This is a genomic window from Pseudomonas aegrilactucae (assembly GCF_019168305.1).
GTDB lineage: Bacteria > Pseudomonadota > Gammaproteobacteria > Pseudomonadales > Pseudomonadaceae > Aquipseudomonas > Aquipseudomonas aegrilactucae.
This window is the reverse complement of record NZ_JAHTBI010000071.1, coordinates 1-22,306: the sequence shown is the minus strand read 5'-3', so window position 1 is coordinate 22,306 and position 22,306 is coordinate 1. Positions and strand designations below refer to the sequence as shown.

The 22,306-nt window shown below is 66.9% G+C and carries 18 protein-coding genes and 1 pseudogene; all 19 read right to left on the bottom strand.

What is annotated here, in order from left to right:
• Positions 1-452 precede the first annotated feature (452 nt).
• Positions 453-1,292 (bottom strand): CsgG/HfaB family protein, encoded by an 840-nt coding sequence (locus tag KUO17_RS19085; RefSeq protein ID WP_217977077.1) that lies wholly within the window; start codon positions 1,290-1,292, stop codon positions 453-455.
• A gap of 30 nt (positions 1,293-1,322) precedes the next feature.
• On the bottom strand, positions 1,323-1,739 hold the full coding sequence (locus tag KUO17_RS19080; protein WP_217977076.1) for a curli assembly protein CsgF: 417 nt from the start codon (positions 1,737-1,739) through the stop codon (positions 1,323-1,325).
• Positions 1,736-2,131 (bottom strand): curli production assembly/transport protein CsgE, encoded by a 396-nt coding sequence (csgE, locus tag KUO17_RS19075; protein WP_217977075.1) that lies wholly within the window; start codon positions 2,129-2,131, stop codon positions 1,736-1,738. Before csgE ends, KUO17_RS19080 begins: the two co-directional genes overlap by 4 nt.
• Entirely contained in the window at positions 2,128-2,649 is a 522-nt protein-coding gene (locus KUO17_RS19070) for a type II secretion system protein (protein WP_217977074.1), read from the bottom strand. Before KUO17_RS19070 ends, csgE begins: the two co-directional genes overlap by 4 nt.
• Positions 2,624-2,998 (bottom strand): type II secretion system protein, encoded by a 375-nt coding sequence (locus KUO17_RS19065; protein ID WP_217977073.1) that lies wholly within the window; start codon positions 2,996-2,998, stop codon positions 2,624-2,626. The genes KUO17_RS19070 and KUO17_RS19065 overlap by 26 nt, the downstream gene beginning before the upstream one ends.
• A gap of 5 nt (positions 2,999-3,003) precedes the next feature.
• On the bottom strand, positions 3,004-3,477 hold the full coding sequence (locus tag KUO17_RS19060) for a type II secretion system protein (RefSeq protein ID WP_217977072.1): 474 nt from the start codon (positions 3,475-3,477) through the stop codon (positions 3,004-3,006).
• Between the two features lie 3 nt (positions 3,478-3,480).
• Positions 3,481-5,313 carry a secretin N-terminal domain-containing protein gene (locus tag KUO17_RS19055; protein WP_217977071.1) on the bottom strand — a complete coding sequence of 611 codons (1,833 nt, stop codon included), beginning with the start codon at positions 5,311-5,313 and terminating at the stop codon, positions 3,481-3,483.
• Positions 5,310-5,816 carry a hypothetical protein gene (locus KUO17_RS19050; protein ID WP_217977070.1) on the bottom strand — a complete coding sequence of 169 codons (507 nt, stop codon included), beginning with the start codon at positions 5,814-5,816 and terminating at the stop codon, positions 5,310-5,312. Before KUO17_RS19050 ends, KUO17_RS19055 begins: the two co-directional genes overlap by 4 nt.
• The gene (gene pilO, locus KUO17_RS19045) at positions 5,816-6,361 is read right to left on the bottom strand and encodes a type 4a pilus biogenesis protein PilO (RefSeq protein WP_217977069.1); all 546 of its coding nucleotides are present in this window, start codon (positions 6,359-6,361) and stop codon (positions 5,816-5,818) included. Before pilO ends, KUO17_RS19050 begins: the two co-directional genes overlap by 1 nt.
• Positions 6,348-6,890 (bottom strand): PilN domain-containing protein, encoded by a 543-nt coding sequence (locus KUO17_RS19040; protein ID WP_217977068.1) that lies wholly within the window; start codon positions 6,888-6,890, stop codon positions 6,348-6,350. Before KUO17_RS19040 ends, pilO begins: the two co-directional genes overlap by 14 nt.
• The gene (locus KUO17_RS19035) at positions 6,890-7,693 is read right to left on the bottom strand and encodes a DUF1244 domain-containing protein (protein ID WP_217977067.1); all 804 of its coding nucleotides are present in this window, start codon (positions 7,691-7,693) and stop codon (positions 6,890-6,892) included. Before KUO17_RS19035 ends, KUO17_RS19040 begins: the two co-directional genes overlap by 1 nt.
• Positions 7,674-9,377: a GspE/PulE family protein gene (locus KUO17_RS19030; RefSeq protein ID WP_217977066.1), complete on the bottom strand. Its 1,704-nt coding sequence runs from the start codon at positions 9,375-9,377 to the stop codon at positions 7,674-7,676. The genes KUO17_RS19035 and KUO17_RS19030 overlap by 20 nt, the downstream gene beginning before the upstream one ends.
• A gap of 53 nt (positions 9,378-9,430) precedes the next feature.
• Positions 9,431-9,964 (bottom strand): response regulator, encoded by a 534-nt coding sequence (locus KUO17_RS19025; protein WP_217977065.1) that lies wholly within the window; start codon positions 9,962-9,964, stop codon positions 9,431-9,433.
• 223 nt (positions 9,965-10,187) lie between these two features.
• Positions 10,188-10,802, bottom strand: a complete 615-nt coding sequence (locus KUO17_RS19020) for a SurA N-terminal domain-containing protein (protein WP_341869634.1) — start codon at positions 10,800-10,802, stop codon at positions 10,188-10,190.
• Positions 10,803-11,367: 565 nt separating this feature from the next.
• On the bottom strand, positions 11,368-12,882 hold the full coding sequence (locus tag KUO17_RS19015) for a cytochrome c/ABC transporter substrate-binding protein (protein WP_217977064.1): 1,515 nt from the start codon (positions 12,880-12,882) through the stop codon (positions 11,368-11,370).
• Positions 12,883-12,885: 3 nt separating this feature from the next.
• A complete protein-coding gene (locus KUO17_RS19010) occupies positions 12,886-13,536 on the bottom strand; it encodes an SCO family protein (RefSeq protein WP_217977063.1) in 651 nt (216 codons plus the stop codon).
• Positions 13,533-14,180: an SCO family protein gene (locus KUO17_RS19005; protein ID WP_217977062.1), complete on the bottom strand. Its 648-nt coding sequence runs from the start codon at positions 14,178-14,180 to the stop codon at positions 13,533-13,535. The genes KUO17_RS19010 and KUO17_RS19005 overlap by 4 nt, the downstream gene beginning before the upstream one ends.
• Positions 14,181-14,209: 29 nt before the next feature.
• Positions 14,210-16,160, bottom strand: a pseudogene (locus tag KUO17_RS19000) (cytochrome D1 domain-containing protein).
• 20 nt (positions 16,161-16,180) lie between these two features.
• The gene (gene mnxG, locus KUO17_RS18995) at positions 16,181-21,985 is read right to left on the bottom strand and encodes a manganese-oxidizing multicopper oxidase MnxG (protein WP_217977061.1); all 5,805 of its coding nucleotides are present in this window, start codon (positions 21,983-21,985) and stop codon (positions 16,181-16,183) included.
• Positions 21,986-22,306: the final 321 nt, after the last annotated feature.

The window sequence follows — 22,306 nt, the reverse complement described above, 5'->3', positions numbered from 1 at the left end:
GTGATTAGGGGTTCCTCGAGAGGGTCTGGCCCAATATCTCGGTTGAGCCTATGTGCCAGACAATGCATCTCCAGTGCCCATGAGATCGAGCGCCGCCCGCGCGGCGCTTCGCTGGCAAGCCAGCTCCCACATCTGTTGCAACGCACCATGGCCTGTGAGATTTGGGTTGCAAGCCTTGGTGGCCCGGCAGCAGATTTTCGGTGGGGCCCATGTGCCAGCCAACACATCTCCAGCGCACATAAAATCGAGCGCGCTGGCACAAGATGAATACCCATCACAGCCGCCCCCCCATCCTGCACTTGTGACCACCGCACCCGCCCCTTATCATTCGCCACCCTCCCCACCCCAGGACCTCACCGGTGTCTGCCCCCCGACTGAAAACCCTGTGCCTGTGCCTGGTGGCAATCCTCGGTTGCGCCTACCTGGGCCAGCACCGGGTGCCCTGGCGCGCATCACTGCTGCTGATACTGGCTCAAATACTTGTCCAGCACCGCCGTGTCCCCGCTCCCATCCCCCGCCACCTGCCACAACCGCCGCTCGATGCCCTGCGCCAGCAGGTGCCCCACTGCCGCCTCGATGGCCGACAGCACGCACAGCTGCGCCGGCTCGTTGGTGGTGTACCCCACCTCGGCCTCCAGCAGCTTCTTGAACTCGATGAACTTGAACACCCCAGCGCTGCGCCCCACCGAGTAGATGGTCTTGCTGGTCATCACGTTGGCCAGCACCTGCCCGCTGCGCACGTCGACCGCGCGCAGGTTCACCGACACCTGGTCGACACGGTATTCACGCGAGATGTCGATGCCCAGGTAACGCGCACCCTCCCCGCCACTGCGCACGTTGGTGTCGTAGGCAATGATGCCGCCCTCCAGCATCAGGTTGGCCGCCTGCAACGGCGGCAGCTCGCCCTGGATGTTCACCGGGGTGTCGGGCTTTTTCTGCGAGGCGCGGATGATCTTGCGCTCGGTCAGCAGGTTCTGCAGCCCTTCGCGCTCCAGCACCACGAACCAGCCACTGGCCTGCAACGCGTCCATCAGCATGCTTGCCGCGCCCTGGGTCACGCTGGTGGAAAAGGAACTGGCCGGGGTCGGCTTGTACTGCCCGGTCTGGTCACGGAACCCGTACACCACCGCCATCAGCCGGCCCTTGGGCCGCGGCATGTTGAGCAGGTCGTAGTAGGTCGAGGCACGCGGGGTCAGGGTCGGGCTCTCGGTGTCATCGGCCGGCATCGGCTCACGCAGGCCGCAGCCCTGCAAGGTCGCCAGCACCAGCAATACGCTCAGTAGTCGTTTCATGTCGCTCACTCCCCATTCACGCACGGCGGCTCAATTGAGGCCGTTGACCTGGATTTCCGAAACCTCGCCGGTGGCCCGGTCGGTCACCTGGATGCTCAATGAGCCGGAATCGTCGATCACGTTGATGATGAAAGAGTCGGTGGACATGCTCCCGGTGTTGCCGGTGGAGATGTTGTCCATCAGTTGCGACAGCAACCGCGACTCCAGCTGATTGGTAAAGCGCTCCAGCGCCGTGGTACCGGCAACACCGGTGCGACTCTTGATCGACGGGTCTTCGTAGTCGTTCTGCGCCTGGGCGTTGTTGAGCAGCCAGGTGCCATTCAACGGGTTGCCGCCAAACGAGGGGTTGATCGGGGTGTAGACCAGTTCGGTGGCACCGGCCTGGCCGGCCAGCACGCTGAGCAGCACGACACTCGCCAGGCTGCAGGCTTTGTAGTTGTTGTTCATAGCTCGTCCCTCTCCAGATCGGTGGTGTCCTGCAGCAGCGACTCCAGCTTGCGCCGGATGATCTCCTGCTTGACCAGGTCGGCGGCCTCGAAGGCCGCCTCCTTGAGTTCCACGGTGTTGGGTGGCAGAAAGCGCCGGTAGATCAAGCGTTGCTGGTACTCGACCGTCACCAGGCTGCCCCAGCGGGCATCCGGCTTTTCACGTACCACCAGGTTGAAATCCAGACGGCTGGTGGCACGCAGCCGCTCGGTGAAGCTGTAATAGAAGTCGTGGCCGATGTGCGAAATGGTGGCGTCGACGATAAAGCCCATCATTTCGTCCTCCTCCGCGCCCCGTGCCTGGGCACCCAGCAGCACCAGCAGCAGTGCGGCGACACGCAGTGCGCGGTTCATTGCCCGGCCCCTGCGCGGGTGGCCTTGCGGGCGTTGTCGACAAAGGCGCGTTCGGCCGCGAACTGCCAGTCGGCGTAGTGCCCCACGCCTTCGAAATCGGCCCACTGCGCGTTGAACCCGGACTGCTTGAGTGGCGTGTCCTGCGAGCGGCTGTAGACCCCGGTGATGCGCCCGTCGATCGAGCGCAGCAGGCCCCAGTCGTCACTGGCGGTGATCGGGTCGCGGTACAGCTTGCGCAGGTGCCGACGAGGGTTGGGGTAGCGTGCATCCTCCAGCAGTTCGTCCAGGGTCTGCGGGTACTGCGCCAGGCCCGGCGAACTGCGGTAGTAGCTGCGCAGCGCCTGGGCGTACTGCGCCCCCACCCACAGCAACTCGCGTTCGCGCTCGCGCCTGGCCACGGTCGACCACAGCTCGCCGGTGGCGGCCAGGCCGATGCCCATCAGCACGATCAGCAGCAACACCCCCAGGTAGGTGAAGCCATCCTGGGCGCGCTTACCACTCTGCATAGAGGCTGCCATCACGGGCCCTCCCGGTTGCACCACTCTTGATATCGCCCACGCTGCCGGCCGTACCTTCAGGCGGTGGCAGCACCTGCCACAGGTCGCGCCGCTCGGTGATCGGGTCCAGCGGGGCGGCGCGCAGGTAGCGCTGCTCGACCAGTTGCTCCAGCGACTCGGGGTAATGCCCGGTGTCGCCGTAGTAGTGGTCCAGCGCCTCGCGCATCACCGCCAGGCTCTGGCGCAGCGTGGTTTCCTTGGAGGTCTGCAGGCTGTTGAAGTAGCGCGGCATGGCGATGGTCATCAGGGTTGCGATGATCGCCATCACCACCAGCAGTTCGATCAGGGTGAAGCCTTTGCTCGGGCGCATGCTGTTCACCACTCGCCGTAGGCGATGCCGTTGAGGCCCTTGCCGGGGGCCTGGGAATACACGTCGAACACGTCCTGCCCCTCGCGCGGGCTCTGCGCCGGGCTGTCGTAGCTGCGCAGGCCCCAGCCGCCGGCGTCGTCGCGCTTGGCCGGGCGCAGCGGGTCGTGGGGGATGCGGCGCAAGAAATAGAACTTGGCGCCCTTGGCGCTGCGCACATCGCGCACGCCGTCCACCAGTACCGTGAGGCTGGGCGGGTAACCGTTGCCGTCCAGGCTCTTTTCGATGTAGCCGGCGTCATAGGCGCGTTTGTAGGCGTCGATGGCGTCACGCAGCTGGTAGAGGGCGGCCTTCAATTCCTGCTCCTTGCCCCGGCGCACCAGCGTTTCGGTCAGCGGCGCGGCAATCGCGGCCAGCAGGCCGACCAGTGCCAGCGTGAGCATGACTTCGATCAAGGTGAAACCGCCGTGGCTGCGTTTCATGGTTCAGGGCCTCACTGCGCTCGGTACCGCCACCAGCGGGGTCTGATCACCCTGCCCGGCCACTTCGCCGCTGCGGTTGAGGTTGCGGATCTGCATGCTGGTTTCAGTGCCGGTGGAGAACTCCATGTCCGACGGGCTCTGGTACGGCAGGTTGCGCACGATGCGCGGGGTGATCGACAGCACCAGCTCGGACTTGCCGTAGTTGTCCTTGTTGCTGCCGAACAGCCGGCCCAGGCCGGGGATGTCGCCAAGCCCGGGGATCTTGTTGCCGCTGGCGTCATGGTCGTTGCGCACCAGCCCCGCGAGGATCTGCGTTTCGCCGTCGTGCAGGCGCAGCGTGGTCTGCGCGTTGCGCGTGTCGACCTGGACCGGGATGGTGCCCTGGCGGGTTGGCTCCAGCGGCGTGGCGTTGCTGACCTCCAGGGCAATCTTGATCGCCACTTCGTTGTTCAGGTGCACGATGGGCTGCACTTCGAGCTTCAGGCCCACATCCAGGTAGGTCACGCTTTCGGTGATCACCGGGCCCTGGGTCGAGGGCACCGAGGTAGCGCTGATGATCGGCACACGCTGGCCGATGTGGATGCGCGCCTGCTCGCGGTTGCTCACGCGGATCACCGGGCTGGCCAGGGTGTTGATGTCCTTGTCGGCGGCGTTGATCTTGAGCTGCGGCGAGGGCGAGATGGAGATGCGCGAGGAGTTGATGCCGCGCAGTTGGTCGAGCACGCTCACCCCGGTGCCGTCGCTGGACAGCACGCCGAAGGTGTTGGGCCATTGCAGGCCCAGGTCGAGGATGCGCGAGCGCGCCACTTCCATCACTTCCACCTCCAGCACCACTTCCGGGTTGGACTGGTCCTGGGACTGCAGCAGCTTCTCGGCCATGCGCACCGCATCGGGGGTGTCACGCATGGTCAGGGTGTTGAGGCGCTCGTCGACGAACACGTCGCGGGTCTTGAGCATGGTCTTGACCATGTTCAGCGCGGTATTGGAGTCGATGCTGGTGAGGTAGAAGGTGCGCATCACCAGTTCCTGGTAATCCTTGGTCTTCTGCGGCGAGTCGGGGTAGATCAGCAGGGTGTTGTCGTTCACCACCTTCTGGTGCAGCTGGTTCTGCTCCAGCAGCAGCGCCACGGCGTCCTCGATGCGCACATCGCGCACGAAAATGGTGGCTTTCATGTCCGGGCGCAGGTCCTTGTCGAAGATGAAGTTCAGCCCCGCCACCTGCGACAGCACCTCGAAGATGGTCTTGAGGTTGGCGTCGCGAAATTCCAGGGTCACCGGCCGGTCCAGCTTGCTGCGCAGTTGCGGGTTGGGCTGCGCGGTGCGGCTCTGCACCCGCTCGATGTCCTTGCGCAGGGCCAGCCCGCCTTCGTTCTGCGGGTCGAGCAGCAGCACTTCACGCATGTGCCGCTCGGCACCGAACAGGTCGCCCTGGCGCAGCGCCGCCTGGCCCAGCGCGGTGCGTTCGCCGATGTTGCGCAACTGTTCGATCTGGCGCACTGCTTCCTGGGCGCGGCGGTTCTGCGGTTCGATGGTCAGCACCCGGCCGTAGGCCATGCGTGCCCCGCCAAAGTCATGCCGGCTGCGGTCGCTGTCGCCCTGGGCCAGCAGGTTCTCGACCGCCTTGGCGCGGCCCTGGGTGAGCGCGATGTTCAGCTCGGTATCGCGCGGCGCCTCGGCCAGGGCTTGTTCGAGGGTGGCCAGGCCCGCCTCGTATTGCCCCTCGTTGATCAGGGCCTGGCCGTCCTTGCGGACGCCACTGGTGCCACAGCCGGCCACGGCCACGAACAGCGCCAGCAGCAGGAACGGTGCGGTAGTGCGAAGGCGTGGCGAACTCATGGTGCGCTCCCTACAGACAAGGTCTGGGACAGGTGCAGTGGCAGGTAGACCAGGCTCAGCTCCGTGGCGGAGATCTGCTCGATCCGATAGGTGTCGTCGATCACGTCGCCGCGGCGCACGACGTAGAGTTTTTCGCCGCTCTGCAGGAACACCTGCTGGTCGTCGCGATCGTCCAGGCGCCCGACGAACTGGAACGGCAAGGCCGGCGCCACCGGTATCACCACCGGGTCGACCACCGCAGCGGGTTGTTCGGTGACGCTGGCCAGCACCGCGGCGGGCTTCCAGCTCTTGCTGGCAAACAGGTCCACCGGGCTCGCTGCCCTGGCCTTGGCGGCGACCGCCTGAGGGTTGCCGGCCGGTACCTTGGGCGCGACGGCGCGGGCGGCCAGGGCGGCGCTTTCGGTTTCGGGTTCGGGTTCGGCGAAGAAATAGCCCGGCGCCCAGGCCAGCACGACGGCCACCCCGAGGAACACCGACCAGCCGAGCATGCGTTGAGTGTTCATCACGACCTCGACAGAAAAAGGGTCATGCGGATGCGACCGGTCAGTTCGCTGTCACCGATGCGCTTGCGTTGCAGGTCGATGTCCTCGAGCACCAGCGCCGGCATCTGGCCGAGCAGCGCGTGCAGGAAGCGACGGATCTGCGGGTAGCTGCCGCGCAATGGCAGCAGGATCTGGTAGCGCGCCAGGCGGGTCTTGGGGTCCACGCCCAGGGCGTACTCGCCACGCGCCAGGGTGATTTTCTCGGCACGCGCCAGGGCGTAGAGGCGCTCGATGACCTCGGTCGCCTGGGGCTGGGCCGGCAGTTGCCGGTGCAGGTCCTGCAGCGGGTCCGCGGCCTGCACCGCCACCTGGCGCTCACCGCGCTTGAGCTGACGCACCTGTTCGGCAAGCTGGGCATGCCGGTCACGCAGGGCATTCACCTGCTGCCACTGCGGCACCAGGCTGGCGCCGTAGAGCAGCGCCAGCAGCAACAGCCCGGTACCGGCCAGCAGTGGCCAGCCAAGGCGTTGCAGGTGTTCGTGAACGATCAGGCTAGAAATGTGCATCGCCGCTCTCCCAACTGGCCGACAGGTTGAACTGCACCGGGTGCTCGGGTTGCTTGGCCTGGATCTCGTGGTTGAGCAGCGATACATCGCTCAGCTGCGCACTGGCCTCCAGGCGCTTGTGAAAGGCCAGCATCGCCTCCAGGTCGCGGGCCTCGGCACTGATGCGTAGTTGGCCCTTGCGTGCATCGGGGCTCAGCACGAGCAGCGCCACGTCGTCCTGCGGCAAGGCTTCGAGCATCGCGAACAGGCGCTCCCACGGCCGTTGCAGCTGTTGCGAAACGCTGCGCATCTGCGCCAGGCTTTCGGCCTGCTCACGGCTTTGTGCCGGGGTCAGGCCGGGCTGGCTGCGCGGGCGCACACCCAGTTGCTGCTCGGCCTGCTGCACCTGCTGCTGCAACCGGGCCTGTGTCTGGCCAAGGTGCTGTTGCAGCACCACCACGGCCACCAGCGATGCCGTGCCGAGCACGGCGGGCACCCAGGCCAGCGGGCCACGCCGACGGGGCTGGAAGTCCAGCGCCAGGCGGCGCATCACACCACCGCCTGTGACATGCAGCACAGCACGTCGTGCACGGCCGCGTCGGCGGCCGGCAGTTCGCACAGGGCTACAGTGTCCAGCGTCGGGCGCGTCTGCACGCGGCCGGGCGCATGCAGGCACAGGTGCAGCGTCGCCTCACCCTGCCCGGCCTGCAGTTCGCATTCACGGGCGAACAAGGCACGCAACGCCTCGTCGCTGTCGGCCCCGGCCTGCGCACGTACCTGCACCCAGCGCCCGGCGCGCGCCAGCATCGACACGCTGCGCTGCGGCTCGGCCAGCACGAACAGAAAATCGGGGTGTTCGAATTCGCCGACAAAGTAGTTGAAGGCCGTCATCAGGTATGGCTGCACCGAGCGCAGCACCAGGCCTGCGTCATGGCTCAGGGTGCTGACCCGCTGCAACAGCGCCTCGGGCAGCGCGGCGGCGATCCGCGCGCACCCGGCAGGCTCGGCCGAGAGCAGGATGCGCCAGTCCTCCAGGCGTTGCCCGTAGTGCTCCTCGAAACACGCCTGGGCGTAGGCCTGCAGCTCCGGCGTGCGGCTGATTTCGGCGCTCCACGGCACCAGGCAGAAGCGGCAGAACTGCGCCGACACCACCAGGTTCAGGCTGGCGCCGCGCGTGCTGTGCGCGGTAAGCAGGCCGTGCAACGTGTCCAGCGCGACGCTGCAGGCCTGGCTGCGTTCGGCGATGAACGCCACGCTGCCCAGCCACTGCTGCGTGCTGCCCTGGCGCCGGGCCAGGCCCACGCCGCTGGCGCCGAGCACGGCGATAAAACGATCAGGCGACGAATGTGACACGGTTGATCTCCTCCAGCGTGGTCCGGCCATCACGCACCAGCTCCAGCGCCGAGCTGCGCAACAGGCGCAGGCCGCGCTCGCAGGCCAGGGCCTTGATCCGGGCAATCGGTTGGCGTTCGACGATCATCTGGCGCAGCTCGTCGTCCAGGTGCAGCAGCTCGGCTATCGCGGTGCGCCCGCGATAGCCGCTGCCCCGGCACTGGCCACAGCCCTTGCCGAGCACGAAGCGGTAGGCGTCCACCTGGCCGGCCTGCAGCCCCGAGGCGCAGAGTTCTTCTTCGCCGGGCTGATGGGGCGTGGCGCAATGCGGGCACACCAGGCGGATCAGGCGCTGGGCCAGCACGGCATTGAGCGCCGAGACAAAGCTGTAGGGGTCGACCTGCATCTGGCTGAAGCGGCCGATCACATCGAACACGTTGTTGGCGTGGATGGTGGTGAACACCAGGTGGCCGGTGAGCGCCGATTGCACGGCGATCTGCGCGGTGTCGGGGTCGCGGATCTCACCGACCATGATCTTGTCCGGGTCGTGGCGCAGGATCGAGCGCAGGCCGCGGGCAAAGGTCAGGCCCTTCTTCTCGTTGACCGGGATCTGCAATACGCCTGGCAACTGGTATTCCACCGGGTCTTCGATGGTGATGATCTTGTCCACGCCGTGGTTGATCTCGCTGATCATCGCGTACAGGGTGGTGGTCTTGCCGCTGCCGGTGGGGCCGGTCACCAGAATCATCCCGTAGGGCTCGCCGGCCAGCCGGCGCAGGGCACGCAGGGTGTGGTCCTCGAACCCCAGGGCCTGCAGCTGCACCCCGCTGACGCGGTCGCTCAGGTCCTGCTTGTCGAGTACCCGCAGCACCGCGTCCTCGCCGAAGATGCTGGGCATGATCGATACGCGAAAGTCGATCTGACGGGCGCTGATGCCGATCTTGAAGCGGCCGTCCTGGGGCACGCGCTTTTCGCCGATGTCCAGTTCGGCCATGACCTTGATGCGCGAGATCACCTGGTCGGCGAACTCGCTGCCGCTGACCTTGCTGATGCTGTTGAGCACGCCGTCGATGCGGTACTTGATCACCAGGCCGCTGCCGGTGACGCCCAGGTGGATATCGCTGGCGTGCATCTTGAGCGCGTCGTACAAGGTGGAGTTGACCAGCTTGACCACGCGGCTCTGGTCTTCGCTGATGCTGGCCAGCGACAGGCTTTGCAGGGTTTCCAGCTCCACCCCGGCGTCGCCTTCGGTGTCCAGCGAATCGACGGCATGAAAGCTCTCTTCGTGGCGGGCGAGAAAGCCGGTCAGGTCGGCCGCCTGCACCAGGTACAGCGGCGCGCCCTGCAGGCAGTCGTCGATCCAGGCCAGGCGGGCGGCATCAAAAGGGTCGGCGAATACGCCCAGCAGCAGGCCTGCGTGTTCGACCAGGATGAATTCGCGTTTCAGGCACTGGGCCAGGCTGACCCGGTCGAAGCGCGGCGTGGCGGCGAACAGTGCCTGGCTGTCGAGTACCGGGTAATGCAGGGTGGCGCCCAGGCGCTGGACAAAGTCGGCGGGGGTCAGGTTGGCGAGGGTGCGCAGGCTGTCGAGCATGCGTTCGCCACTGTGTTCGGCGTGGGCCCGGGCCTGGGCCAGCGTTTGACGGTCAAGCGGCGCCGCGGGGGCTGCGGGGGGCGGCACAACGACGAGCGACAACGGTTCCATGGCTTGCTCTCCGACGCGGGGCGCGGCAAGCCATCTTCAGCTCTGCTCGCGCGCTATTCCCCGGTGAGCAGTTGGTCGTCGTCAGGGCCTGGCGGTTTCGCGTTGTTGCGTCTGCGATCTGCCAGTACCCAGCTGCCGTCGTACAACTGCAGGGGGAAACTCAGGTTCCTGCCCTGGCGTCGTTCGACGAACCCTGTGTCCGTGTTGACCGAGGCCTTGGCCTCGCGCTTGATTCCGGTCAGGTCGCAGACTGCACGGGCCAGTTCCGCCAGCGGAAAAGGCTTGAACAGGATGTGGCTGACGCCTAGCTGGTTGGCCCGCTCACGGACCTCGGCGGTCGGGTGGGCGGTGATCAGCACAAAGTGGCAGTCCCTGTTCTTGCGCACAGCCTCCAGAACCTGAAACCCCTCCATATCGGGCAAGCGGAAATCGAGCACTGCCACGTCGGGTTGGAGTTCGGCAGCCAGTTTGATGGCGCTGCTTCCGTCGTGGGCAACATGGACGTTCAGGCCTTGGTTCTCCAGATATGCCTGGATGTTCAACGCAAGGGTCTGTTCGTCATCGACTACCAAAACTGTGTTCACCAAGGTCGACTCCTCGAAACGGCTCAGTCCCGGATTCCCGGTCTGGCTGAGTGCGGCCTTGCAGAGGCTTACGCACGCTTCGTGCCAGACACGACGGGGGGGTTACTACCGCTGTATCGTGTTGATTATGTTCAGGATGGTGCAGGCAGCCAACACCCTTGTCCCCAATCACGGGGGCAGGATGGCACTTTGCCCCTACCGCTGTCCCCAACAGTGGGGACAGTGCTCAGCGTGCGTCGATGCGTTCGATGCGGCTGCCGGCGCGCAGGCGCTGCAGCAGCGCCTGGGGCGCCTGTGCCTGCTCTCGCTCGGTGAGGTTGTAGTTTGCCATTGCCCGTCCCTGTTCCCCTTCGACTGGCTTGCCCTGCGATTGGTTCTGTGCGGGCACTGCGGTATTGAGGCTTTGCAGGTAGACCTGTTGGGCCGCCAGTTCATGACGAGTGTAGTTCGCGAATGAGACGTGATCGAACCCGGCATCGGCCAGTGCCTGCTCGAAGCGTTGTGCGCCGCCCATGGCCTGCTGCAGTTGCTCGACCTGCGCCTGCACGGTGGCGTCGCTGATGTGGATGTTGCGCCGTTGTGCTTCCTGCCAGAGCAGTTCCTTGTCGATCAGTTGCTCGAGTGCCTGTTCACGCAGGCGTTGGTAGAGGCTTGGGCTGCGGATGCTGGTGAGGGGGCGGTTCTGGGTTTGCAGGTACTCGGCGAAGTAGCGTTCGAGTCGGTATTGGCTGATGGGTGTGCCATTGACCCGCGCGGCGAGCGCGCCGCCTTCGTCGGCCTTGAGCAGCATGACCTGGGCGACGGCAAGGACGAAGAGCACCAGCAGGAAGAAGATTTTCACGGTTCACCTCGGTTCAATGCCCGTGGGCACTGACGTTGCGGATGATGGGTGTGGTGCCAGGTGATGCGCGGTGAGTCCTTCGCTGGCAAGCCAGCTCCCACAGGCACAGCGCAAGGCTTGCGGGCACAGGGAGCCTGTGGGAGCCGGCTTGCCGGCGAAAGCATCCGCGCGGTGCCCGCGGGTACACGGTGCCTGCTTCGCTGGCAAGCCAGCTCCCACACGGACAGCGCAAGGCTTGCGGGCACAGGGAGCCTGCGGGAGCCGGCTTGCCGGCGAAAGCATCCGCGCGGTGCCTGCTTCGCTGGCAAGCCAGCTCCCACAGAGACAGCGCAGGGCTTGCGGCCACGAGGATCCTGTGGGAGCCGGCTTGCCGGCGAAAGCATCCGCGCGGTGCCCGTGGGTACACGGTGCCTGCTTCGCTGGCAAGCCAGCTCCCACAGGCACAGCGCAAGGCTTGCGGGTACAGGGGGCCTGTGGGAGCGGGCTCGACCCGCGATGGCATCGATGCGGTGCCGGTTGCTACGCGGTATCTGCAGCGCTGGCGACATGCTCCACACTCCTCTTCTCACGGCCTGGCCAACGGCGCCACGGGATAGAACATCGGCCCCGGCAACTCCAGCGTCACCACATGCGCACCCGCCATGCCCTGGCGGCGCCCCGGGCCGAAACTCAACGGCGGCGTCAGCCCGGTCTGCACATCGTGCAAACTCTCCAGCACCGTCACCAGCTTGTCCCTGCTCGCATCACGCCCGGCACGCTTGAGGCCTTGCTCCAGCAGCACCATCGAGCACCACGCCCCCACCTGCAGCAGCGCCTGACGCCCATCCAGCCCCTGGCGCTCGCGCACCTGCGCCAACGCCGCACGCCCCGCCGTACTCCAGTCACTGGGGATGAACGGGTACGCCAGAAACAGCCGCCGCGACCACTGCTCCGGCACCTGCAACACCTCACCGCCCACCTGGCTCGACGCCGCCAGCAGGTAAGGGGTCTGCCCCGCCGCCTGCAACGCCGCCGTCAACCGGGCAAACACCGCCGCCTGGCCCAGGTAGAACACCACCTGCGCCGGCGCCACCGGCCCCTCGACCGCCTGAACCTGCACCTGCGCCCAGCCGCGCTCACGCAAATCCGCCTGCAGCCGGCGCGCCAGCACCGCCTGGGTCGCATCGCCAAACACGATCAGCGTCGGCCCCTGGCGCGCCTGCAAGCTCGTCTCGGCATACTCCGCCAGGCTCAGCAGCTGCTCACGCAGGCCCGGCAACGGGGCAAAGATCTGCCGGCTGTACGGCTCGTCGTTCAGCGCCCCCACCAACGGCACGCCCGCCACCTCCAGCTGCGCCGCCAGGCTGCCCTCCAACGCCGGCGCCATGGGCATCACCAGGGCAAACACCTGCTCAGGGCCGAGCAAGCGCTCCAGCGCCTGCTGGGCACTGGCGCGGTCCGGCCCCGGGTCGAGCACCACCAGGTGCAACTGACGCCCATGAATACCGCCCTCGGCGTTGATACGCGCGATGTAACCCTGCAGCACGCCCTCGACCACGTGCGCCGCCTGCGCCAGTTCGCCGCTGGCGGGCAACAGTGTTCCCAGGCGCAAGGTGGCGTCCTGCAGCCCCGGATCACGCTCCTCGGCCACCCGCTTGAGGTAGGCGGTCAGGTTGCGCTGGTCGGCCAGTGCCAGGGAGAAGCGCGGCATGGCCGGGTCCAGGCGATTGCCCGCCGGGTCACGCCCCTGCTGGATCGCCCGCGCCAGGCTGGCCTCGCCATAGGCCGGGTATTCACGCCCGTTGGCCTGGCGTGTGCCGCTGCCCAGCGCCAGCCGTTGCCAACTCAATACGGGCGGTCGCACCCCCCCCTCCGGTTTGCCCATACCGTCCTTGCCATGGCAATTGGCACACGCCAGGACACTGCCTGGCACACTCATGTCGGCCGCGCCGACCCGCGCCATCACCTGCGCGCCACTGCTGGACACACCCTCACGGTACAGCCGCTTGCCCGCGGCTTCCTGCGCCGTCAACTCGAGCGCGGTCGCACTGGCGCCCAGTTGCAGCCACACCAGCAGCACCAGCCAGCGCGCGCGGTTCATGGCTCAACGCCCTGCCAGCGGCTGGGTCAGCAGTTGCAGGCGCTGGGCGATCGCCTGGGACGGCGCATCCGGACGGATCTTGCTCCAGCGCTTGCCGGCCACATCCCCGGCAATCAGTTGCGTGGAGTGCTGCTCGGGGCTGGGCAGCATGTGCCCCAGGCGCGCCAGCACACGGTCGATCTCGGCCTGCTCGCCGGTCAGGAACAACCAGTTGGGCCCGTCTACCCCCTGCTTCTGCGCAAACGCCTTGAGCACCGCCGGCGAGTCGTTGCCGGGGTCGCTGGTGATCGAGATGAACAACACCTGGCTGGCCAGCGGCTCACCCAACGCCTCGCGCACTTCGCGCAGCTTGCGTGTGATCAATGGGCAGGCATCGTTGCAGTGGGTGAAGATGACATTCAGCAGCACCACCCGGTCTTTCAGCACATCGCTGTAGAAGCGCACCGGCCGGCCGTTCTGGTCCACCAGCTGGCTGTCGGTGAACCAGGTCTGCGCATCGTGCGTGCCGGTGCTCGGCAGGTTGGCCGGGGTCGCGCTGGGCGGCGCCGGGTGCCCTTCATGGGCCAGCGCCACCGAGGCCAGGATCCACAGGCAGGCGCCCAGCACCAGCCAGTCCAGGGGGCGCATGCCGATACGCGTGGCTGCAGTACTCATGGCAGTTGCTCCTGGGCAATGGCAGTGTGCTTGGCGTGTACCCGGCGGGCGCTCAGGCGGTCGATCTCGCCCACCAGCAGCGCCGGGTCGGTGAAGCCGTAGAAGCGCGTCCAGTGGCCGCTGCGCCCGTCACCCACGAGGATCAGCGGCGGGTGACTGCCCAGGTCCGGGCTCCAGCTGCCCAGGCCCTTGAGGGTTTCGATCACCGCGTAAGGCGTGCCGGTCAACCAGCTCCAGCCCGCGCCATGCTGAAAGGTGCGCGAGTAATCCAGCAGGCGCTGCGGGTCGTCACGCTGCGGGTCGACACTCAGCGACACCAGTTGCACCTCCTCCCCCACGCGCCCGCCCAGTTGCTGCTGGACCTTGCCCATGATCGAGGACACCACCGGGCACACCGTGGTGCAACTGGTGTAGATGAACCCCATGACCACCAGCTTGTCGCCGACCAGGTCCTGCTCCAGGCGCACCGGCATGCCGTGCTGGTCCAGCAGCGACACGTCGGCAAACCGCACCTGGGTCTTCTCCTGCCGGGCCGCTGGCGCACCGTGGCCGGCGTGGTCCGCGCCGCCATGGGCGTGGGCCACGGCGGCGCCGAGGGTGCACAGGCACAGGGCAAACACTCTGCAAGCTTCGATTGGCTTCATCGCGCATTCCTCGCGTATCGATCAGTGGGTCACTGCGCCTTGGCGGGCAGCACCCGCAGGCTGGTGTAGTTCTTTTCGGCAAACGCGCTGCCCAGCGACGGTGCCTGCACATGCAGGTACCAGGCGCCCGCCTCGGCCAGCTGCAACGGCGCTTCGTACACCCCGTCGCCCAGTTCGCGCACCTGGCTGTTCAAGGCCCGCGAGGACGGTGCCAGGAAGTAGCGCACGTTCAGGTCCTGCACACCCCGACGCGGCTCGCCGCTGCCTTCGACCAGGCGAAAGCGCGCCACGAACGGGCTGCCCTGCTGCACCGTCGGGCGGTCGTTGAGAAACTCCACCCGTGGCGTCTGGCGGTGCGGCGCCGTGGGCGACGCCGCCACCTGGGTGCTGAAGCAGTGGATGATCTGCGGCTGGTTGAGCAGGAACGCCACATCGAAGGTGCCCGCCGCCGGCAGCTTGACCGTCGAGCTGTACACCCCCGGCGCCTCTTCGCGCAGGCTGCGGTCGATGACCAGCGCCGCACGGGCGCTGTGGCCGCGGTTGGCGTAGCCGGACATCGGCGCGTTCATGCCTTCGGCGTAGAAGTAGGTGGTGTTGTCCACCGGGTTGACCACGAACACCGAGTTCTCGTCACGCGCGGTGGTCAGGCCCTGGGCCAGCGGCAGGTCGCCAGCCTGGCGCGGTGCGGCCGGCCCGGCATCGAAGCCCTGGATGATCGGCTGGCGGCCTTCGCCCAGGGTCGACAGGTTGATCATGGTGACCTTGGGCGAGGCCAGCCCGCGGATATAGGCATAGGCCGAGGTGAAGGTGACCTGGTAGGGCTCGGCCGAGACCTCGAGGTTGTGCACCTGCCGGTCATTGCTGGCATCGATCACCACCGCGCGATTTTCCAGGGTATTGAGGGCAATGCCGAAGCGCCCGTCGTTGCTGAAGCGCATCGGGCCCAGGCCCTGCTCGGCCTGGATGCGGGTGCGCACGGCGTGGCTGCGCGCATCGATGACACTGATGCTGCCGTCTTGCCCATCGGCCACGTACACCGCCTGGGACAGCGCCGAATAGGCCACCGACAGCGGGTGCGGGCCGACCTTCACGGTCCTGGCCAGGCTCAGGTCGCTGGCGTCGATCACACTCAGGGTGCCGCTGTCGCGGTTGCTGACGAACACGTAGCGCGAGTCCTGGCTGAAGGCGAGCTCGTGGTGCCCGGCGCCGGTGGCGAAGAACTTCACGGCCTGGCGGGTTTTCACGTCGATCGCCGTCACGCCGCTGCGCGCCGGGTCACTCGCGTTGTTGCCCACCCACACCCGGCGCTGGTCAGGTTGCAGGGCCATGCGCACCGGCTGCTGGCCGGCGTCGATGTCCTCCACCCGGGTAAAGGTGGCGGTGTCGATCAGCGCCACCTTGCCAGCCTGGGGCATCGACACATACACCTGCTTGTCATCGCTGCTGGCCACCCAGTCCATCGGCGCGGCGCTCAGGCCGACCCGCGCCAGGGTGCTGGTGACGCCCCCCACCGACACCGACGGGTCGATCACGGTCAGGCTGGCGTCCTTGTTCATCACCAGCAGGAAGTAGCTGTTGAGGTCCATCAACGGCCGGGCCCCGATGCTGCTCTTGAGAAACAGTGCCACCCGCGCCTTGCAGCTCTTGGCGCGGTCGCGGGCGGCGTCGCCGGTCAGCGCCGGGTCGATCCAGGCCCCCGGCGACACCCCCGACAACGGCTGCCCGGTGGCCTGCTCGGTGACCTTGAAACGGATGTTGGCGTAGCCCCCCCTCCACCAGACCGGTCGCAGCGGCCAGTGGCTGCGCCTCGAACTCCACGGTCACCCCGTCGCGGCTGAGGCGACGCGCGCCCTCGGGCTCGCCGGCAGCGCCGATCGGCGCCCGCGGGTCGCACCACAGGCTTTCGTAGGCCACCCCCACGCCCATCAGCAGCACCCCCGCCAACAACCCCAGGTACAGCGGTCGATTCTTCTTGTTCATGGCCTGTTCTCCTTGCCTGATTACTGCGCCGGTGCCGTTGTCGGCGGTGTTTCGTTGGTGACCCGCAGAATCCCCCATAGCCCCGAGGCATTGCCGTAGGCGGCGTAGTCGCGGAACAGGTAGTCACCCGGCACCCCATTGCCGCCCCCGGCACTGGGGTGCATGAAGCTGAAGTGCGCCGCCGGCAGCACGCTCTCCTGGGCACCGATGTACATCGACAGCGGGTTGTAGGCGAAGCGCACCGAACCGATGCCCGGCAGGCTCATCGGGTAGCCGCCCAGGTCGGACTTCTCGGCCTGGAAGGCATGCTGCGACCACAGGTGCCCATCAAGCTGGAAGGTCACGCCACGGCTGCCGCCGGTCGGCATCAGCACGTGGGTGCGGAACGGCTGGCCGGGCTTGGCCCACAGCACCGGGGTTTGCGGGTCGCTGCCGACCAGCGCATTGCTGTAGGCCATGTGCGCGTTGGGCACGTCGGCCCAGCCGTTGCCGTCGGCATGCCCGAACGGTGCATCCGGGGCCAGGCCGAAACGGAACCACAGCGGCTCGCTCTTGTAGTTGATGGCCATGCCGGAGTTGTCCTTCGGATCCCCCGGCACCCCGTTGCCTTCGGTGGCGATGCCTTCCACCGGGCGCCCGTCGGCCCAGCGCATGTTCAGCGCACGCTGCCACACGGTGGCGAAGTCACGGTAGGCGGCCTGCCCGCTCACCGTGACGGTGGCCGAGGCGCGGCTGGCGGTGTCTTCGGTCCAGGTGGCGGTCTGCGGCAGGATGCTCATGGCACCCACCAGGCCTTTCTGACCCTGCTTGATCACATCCGCCGGGGTCAGGTTGAGGCCGCCGAACTCGATGGCAGTGTTGTTGATGTTGTCCACACTGCGCCCCAGTTGCAGCACCGGCTTGCCTTCACGCTCCAGGTGCCCGGCGTAGTACTGGTACACCTTGCTGGGGTAGGCGCCGCTGTTGCCGGCCCGAGGCGGTACGGTCTGCACCGGGTTCTGGCCGACGTTGACGCCATCGGACTTGGTCACGTCATAGGCCAGCAGTTGCGCATGCAGGCCCACATGGCTGGATGGCCGCATCAGGTTGTTGTTGAACGCGGTGGAGCCCTCGCTGGCGTTGCGGTCGCGCTTGACCACGTTCTGCATCACGGCGGTGCTGGCCAGGTCCGGCATCACCAGTGGCAGGCGGTTTTCCAGGGTCACCTTGATGCAGTCGCCGGCAGTGGCGCGCAGCACCAGCGGCTCGATCGGCACGCCGGCCTTGAGCTTGCCGGTGGCCGGGTCGAGGTCGGCCTTGCGCACGTACAGCACAGCCGTCGGGTCGTGCAGCGGGCCGGCGTGGCCGCCGAGGGTGAAGGTTTCACCGTCCTCCTCGTCCACCACGGTCACCTGCGCGATGCTGGTGCTACGGCTGTTGTACACCAGGGTGCCGCCGTTGGCCTTGAGCGGCCCGCCGACGTGCTGGCCGACCCCGCTGGGGTCGTTGATGCTCACCCCCAGCGGGTTGCCCAGGATGTCGTTGGCCAGGGCCGCGACCACCTCGTAGCTGCGCTGCACGGTTGGGCGGGTACCGATGCCATTGGGGTTGGCGGTGTAGCGCGGGCAGATGCCGTCGAACGCCACGGTGTTGCGCACGCCCATCGGCTGCGGGTTGTTGGGCAGGGCGAACAGGTCACTGCGGCTGGCGGTGTAGTTGCGCATCACGCCCCAGATCCCGTTCCAGTAGCCTTCCAGCGCGGCGTCCAGCGAGTACAGGTAGTCACCGTTGGGCGCTGCGGAACTGGACAGCATCGACACCGGCGACATGAAACCCAGTTGCTCGGAGATACCGATCATCTGCGAGGCGCGCCAGCCGGAGTTTGAACTGCTGCCGAAGCCCGAACCGCTTTGCAGCCACTTGACCCCGTGCAAGGTCACGTTGTGCTCCTCTTCATGGCCACCGGCATGCATGCGCAGCCGTACGTTGTCGCCCGAGTAGGTGCGCAACATGGGCGTGAACGGGTCACCCGGTTCGGCCCCGGCCTTGTTGATGTGGGGCGGGAACTGCGTGGTGCCGCCGGTGGGGCCGACGGCCGAGGTGATCACCGCCGGCGACAGGTTCATCGCCGGGATCGCGCGGTCGGTGCGGCTCTGCATCGCGTAGGCCAGGTCGCCGGCCAGGCCGTCGGCCTGCATTCCGCGCTTGCCGTCCGGGGCGACCTTGTTGGGGTCGTACACGCGCAGCGCCAGCGGCTCGTTGCGGTAGTTGACGACGAACATGCCCGGGTCATCCACCGAGATCGCCTGCGGGCACGGCCGGCTCGGACAGCCCGGCGACAGGCCACCACGTGACTCGACCACCGCTTCGAGCAGGTTGGACGCCTTCTGCCGCACGGGCGGGTTGATGGCGTAGCGGAAACTGTCGGCGGTGGCCGGGAAAGCCTGCGCATTGGGCACACCATCGGGCCCTGCGCCCACATACACACCGGCTTCATAGGCGTGCTGGAAGTCGCTGTATTCCAGGAAAAACTCACGGTAGCTGTCGTTGCGACCGTCGTTATCGTGGTCACCGGTGGCGATCACGGCCTGCCACGAGGTCGGCCCGCCGTCCTGGCGCAAGGCCGGGTTGTACAGCTGCTCGCCGGTTTCGGCGTGGTACCAGGTGGAGTTGGCCGGTTCCGCCAGCACGGTGGCGTACAGCCCCAGTTGCTGGTGCGTCGATGGGCCAAGGTGGTCGTGGGTGAAGATGGTGCCCAGGCCCCGGTCGACGTTGTGCACGTTGACCACCGGGTCCGTGAACCAGCGCTGCATGGCCGTGCGTGCGCCCAGCCAGTCGGCCCGGCCATAGCGCCCGAAGAACGGGTGCTGCTTGGCGTGCGGGCACAGTTCGGTGCCTTCGCGTGGGTCGCCGGCCTGGCAACCGTTGAATTCGCGAATGGCCTCGATGCGCTCGACCACGGTACCGGGCGAGAGAATCCCGTCCTCGTAGTTCCAGCCGTTGGCCGAGCCATCGGCGGCGGTCAGGTCCCATTTGGGCAGGTGAATGTGCTGGCCGATCACGTCGGTGGGGGTGCGCACCTGGTAGTCGTCCATTTCGTAGTACGACGGGATCAGGTTGGTGTGCACGTACATCACGCAGTCGAAGGTGTTCATGCGCATCACCAGTGGTTCAGGCGGGCGCTGCTTGTTGATCACCGACCAGGCGTCTTCCCACAGGCTGATGATGCGCGCCTGCGGGAAGTGGTAGCCGACCTTGTTGTACACCGCGTCGAACTGGATGTTGGCACCCTTGTAGATGCGCGGCCGGTCGGCGGTGAACGGCGAGGTGCCGCTGAAGCTCATGGCGTCCAGGCGCTCGCCACTGTTGAACTCGCCCGCGCCGGAGGACTGGGTCAGGCGTTTGGCGCGGTCGTCCATGCACGGCTCGTAGTAGGGTGCGCCGGCTGTGGGCGGCGCGCCGTTGGTACGGAAGTCGCGTGCCACCAGCTGGCTGCCGGGCAACAGGGCAAAGCTTGGGTGGTTGAGCTTGGCGTGGTAGGCCATGGCGGCCTGTTCCACCTCGGTGCCCTCCTCGGGCAGGAACACGGCCTTGGCGCGGGTGATCTGCTTGGAGAAATCCAGCGCGGTGGTGGTCACCGTCGCCTCGCCACCGGCGGTGACGCCGTCCAGCGCATGGCGCGGCAGGCCGCCGTCCCAGCCGTCGACCTGGGCCGGGTCCAGGTTGGCCCACAGCGGGTTGCCGCTGTCACGCAGGGCACGGGCCTTGGCCGGGTCGAGCATGTCCAGCGGCGGGGTTGGCGGCCGTTGGCCCACGGTGCTTTCCATGCCGCCGATCCAGAACGGATAGCCAGGGTTTTTCAGGCTGCCGTCGGCATTGCGGTTGGCCTCGCTGCGGTCCACCAGTACCAGCGAGCCGATGGCCTTGAGCGTGCCTTCATGCGGGCCGCTGTGGTCATCGCCCTGCTCTTGGTCTTCGTCGTCATCGTGCTCGGCAACGAGGGTCTCGGCCATTTTTGGCACCACGGCGACCTTGCCCGGCATCGGCGCCATGGCTTTGCCCGGCAGTGGCACGATGGCCGGGATCGGTGTGCCTGCGACGATTTCGCCGTCGGGCAAGGCGCGTGCACCGGGCACCGGCTTGCCGCTGCGCAGGGCCCAGGGTTGGGTGTGGTAGCCATCGGCGCCCTGCTCGGACACCTCCAGGCGCGTGCCCTCTTCGAACACGTCGTGCACCCGCCACATGCTCCACATGCCCTGGGCGAAGTGCGGGTAGAAGTGGCAGTGATAGATCGCGTCGCCGGCTACGCGGTTGCGGTTGCCCGAGCCGCCGTTGGCGATCTCGTAGGTGTAGCCCACCCCTGGCCCAATGCCCTGGGCGTCCACATAGTCTGAGTTGTCGTCATTGGGGTTGAACAGCCACTGATGACCGTGCAGGTGGAAGATGTGCTGCTCATGGCCATTGTGGCTGTTGCGAAACTTGACGAAGTCACCGATGTAACTGTGGTTGACGTTCGCCGGCTCCGACGGGTACAGCGCCATGCTGGCCTTGACGCCGGTGTCCCTGGGGTCGGGCACTTCGCCAGGGCGGATGTTTTCCAGGCCGACGTTGGCAGGCACATCCACCAGCATGGCCACGTCGCCCACGGTGTGCGAACTGAGGAAGAACTCTTCATAGGCGCAGGACAGGCAATCGTGCATCGGCCCCACGCCCAGGCGGTTGGCCACCACCTCGGCGCCCATGCCGCCGGAGCCGTAGTTGATCATGAACGAGTCGCGGGTCGGTTCCAGCACGTGGCCCATCACCGGGTCTGCCCAGTAACCGGGGAATGCCTGGGTGACGGCGGCCTCGTCGGTGAACACCGACGAAAAGTCGCGAAACGGCTCCAGGCGGTTGGGCAGTGCCGGGTTGCGCTTGCCCACGCTTTCCAGCGGGTAGGTCGAGGGCGGGAAGCTGCCGTCGGCGTTGGGGCCCATGACAATGGCATCGGCCTCGCTGGAGATGATCTCGGCGCCGTCGACCATGGCGATGATCGGCATGCCGGCCTTGCCTTCGGTGACCCATGGCTCGCGTTGCGGGTAGCGTGCCTGGTAGTCGACCACTGGTTGGCCGGTGGGCGCGCGGCCGGTGGTGCTCAGGCGCATTTCCTCTTCGGTCAGGGTATTGCGGTAGGTACGCCCCAGCTTGGGCACCACGATGACCTGGCCGAACAGGCCGTTGGCGACGTTGCCTGCGCTGCCCTCACCGCCGAAGGTGGCGCCTTTGCTGGTGGCGGCGAAGGCCCCTTCGCGTTCGGCGTACAGGGTGTAGCTGCGGGTGGCGCCTGGGGCGACCAGGAAGTTGGCGTTGCGCCCGGTGTTGGCCGAGATATCGCCGATACTGTTCACCGCTTGCAGGCCGTTGACCTGAAAGCCCACGTGGCGGTCGGTGACCTGGTCATCGACGATCGGGTCCAGGTGTTCATCGGTGAGGTGCTTGTTGGGGTTGGCCTGATAGGCCAGCAGGTTGTGCAGGTTGACCGTCAGGCAGTCACCGGCGGCGACCCGCAGCACGATTGGCCGCGGGCGCTTGTCGGGGCGCAGCGCGACCTTGCCTGGCACGGCGGCGCCGCCCTGGGCCAGCGAGACATTGTGCTCGTCGACCACGTCGCGGCGCAGGGCGAACATCATGCCGTTGGCATTCTGTGCGCCGAGGCGGTTGAACATCATGGGTTGGTCGAAGGCGACGATGTTCGCCACCAGAGTGCGTTCGCAACGGATGGCGGCTTCGGCGAAGGACTGCAGGCCGAGCATGCACAGCGCCAGTTGCATCAGGGGGGTCAGGACATTGCCTTTGATCGTGATCATCGGGGCGTGCCTCAGGTGGTGCGGTGGGTCGTTTGCGAGGGGGTTGCAAGGGCCGCGCCATGTGTGAAAGTCATTATTTATCAGTGGCTTGCGTTTTAAAGCCAAGCCAGTTGGGGGAACTGGCCCAGTGACTCCCCTGTTTCGGGGGTAGAGGGGATGGGGCTTTTTGGGGGCACTGGGATCTGTGGCCGAGCTGACGGCCCCACCGCAATCTGTTGCCGAACAAACAAGGCTTACAACTCAAATCTGACAGGCCATGGTGCGTTGCAACAAATGTGGGAGCTGCGGTGCGACGATTCGACTTGCCAGCGAAGCGCCGCG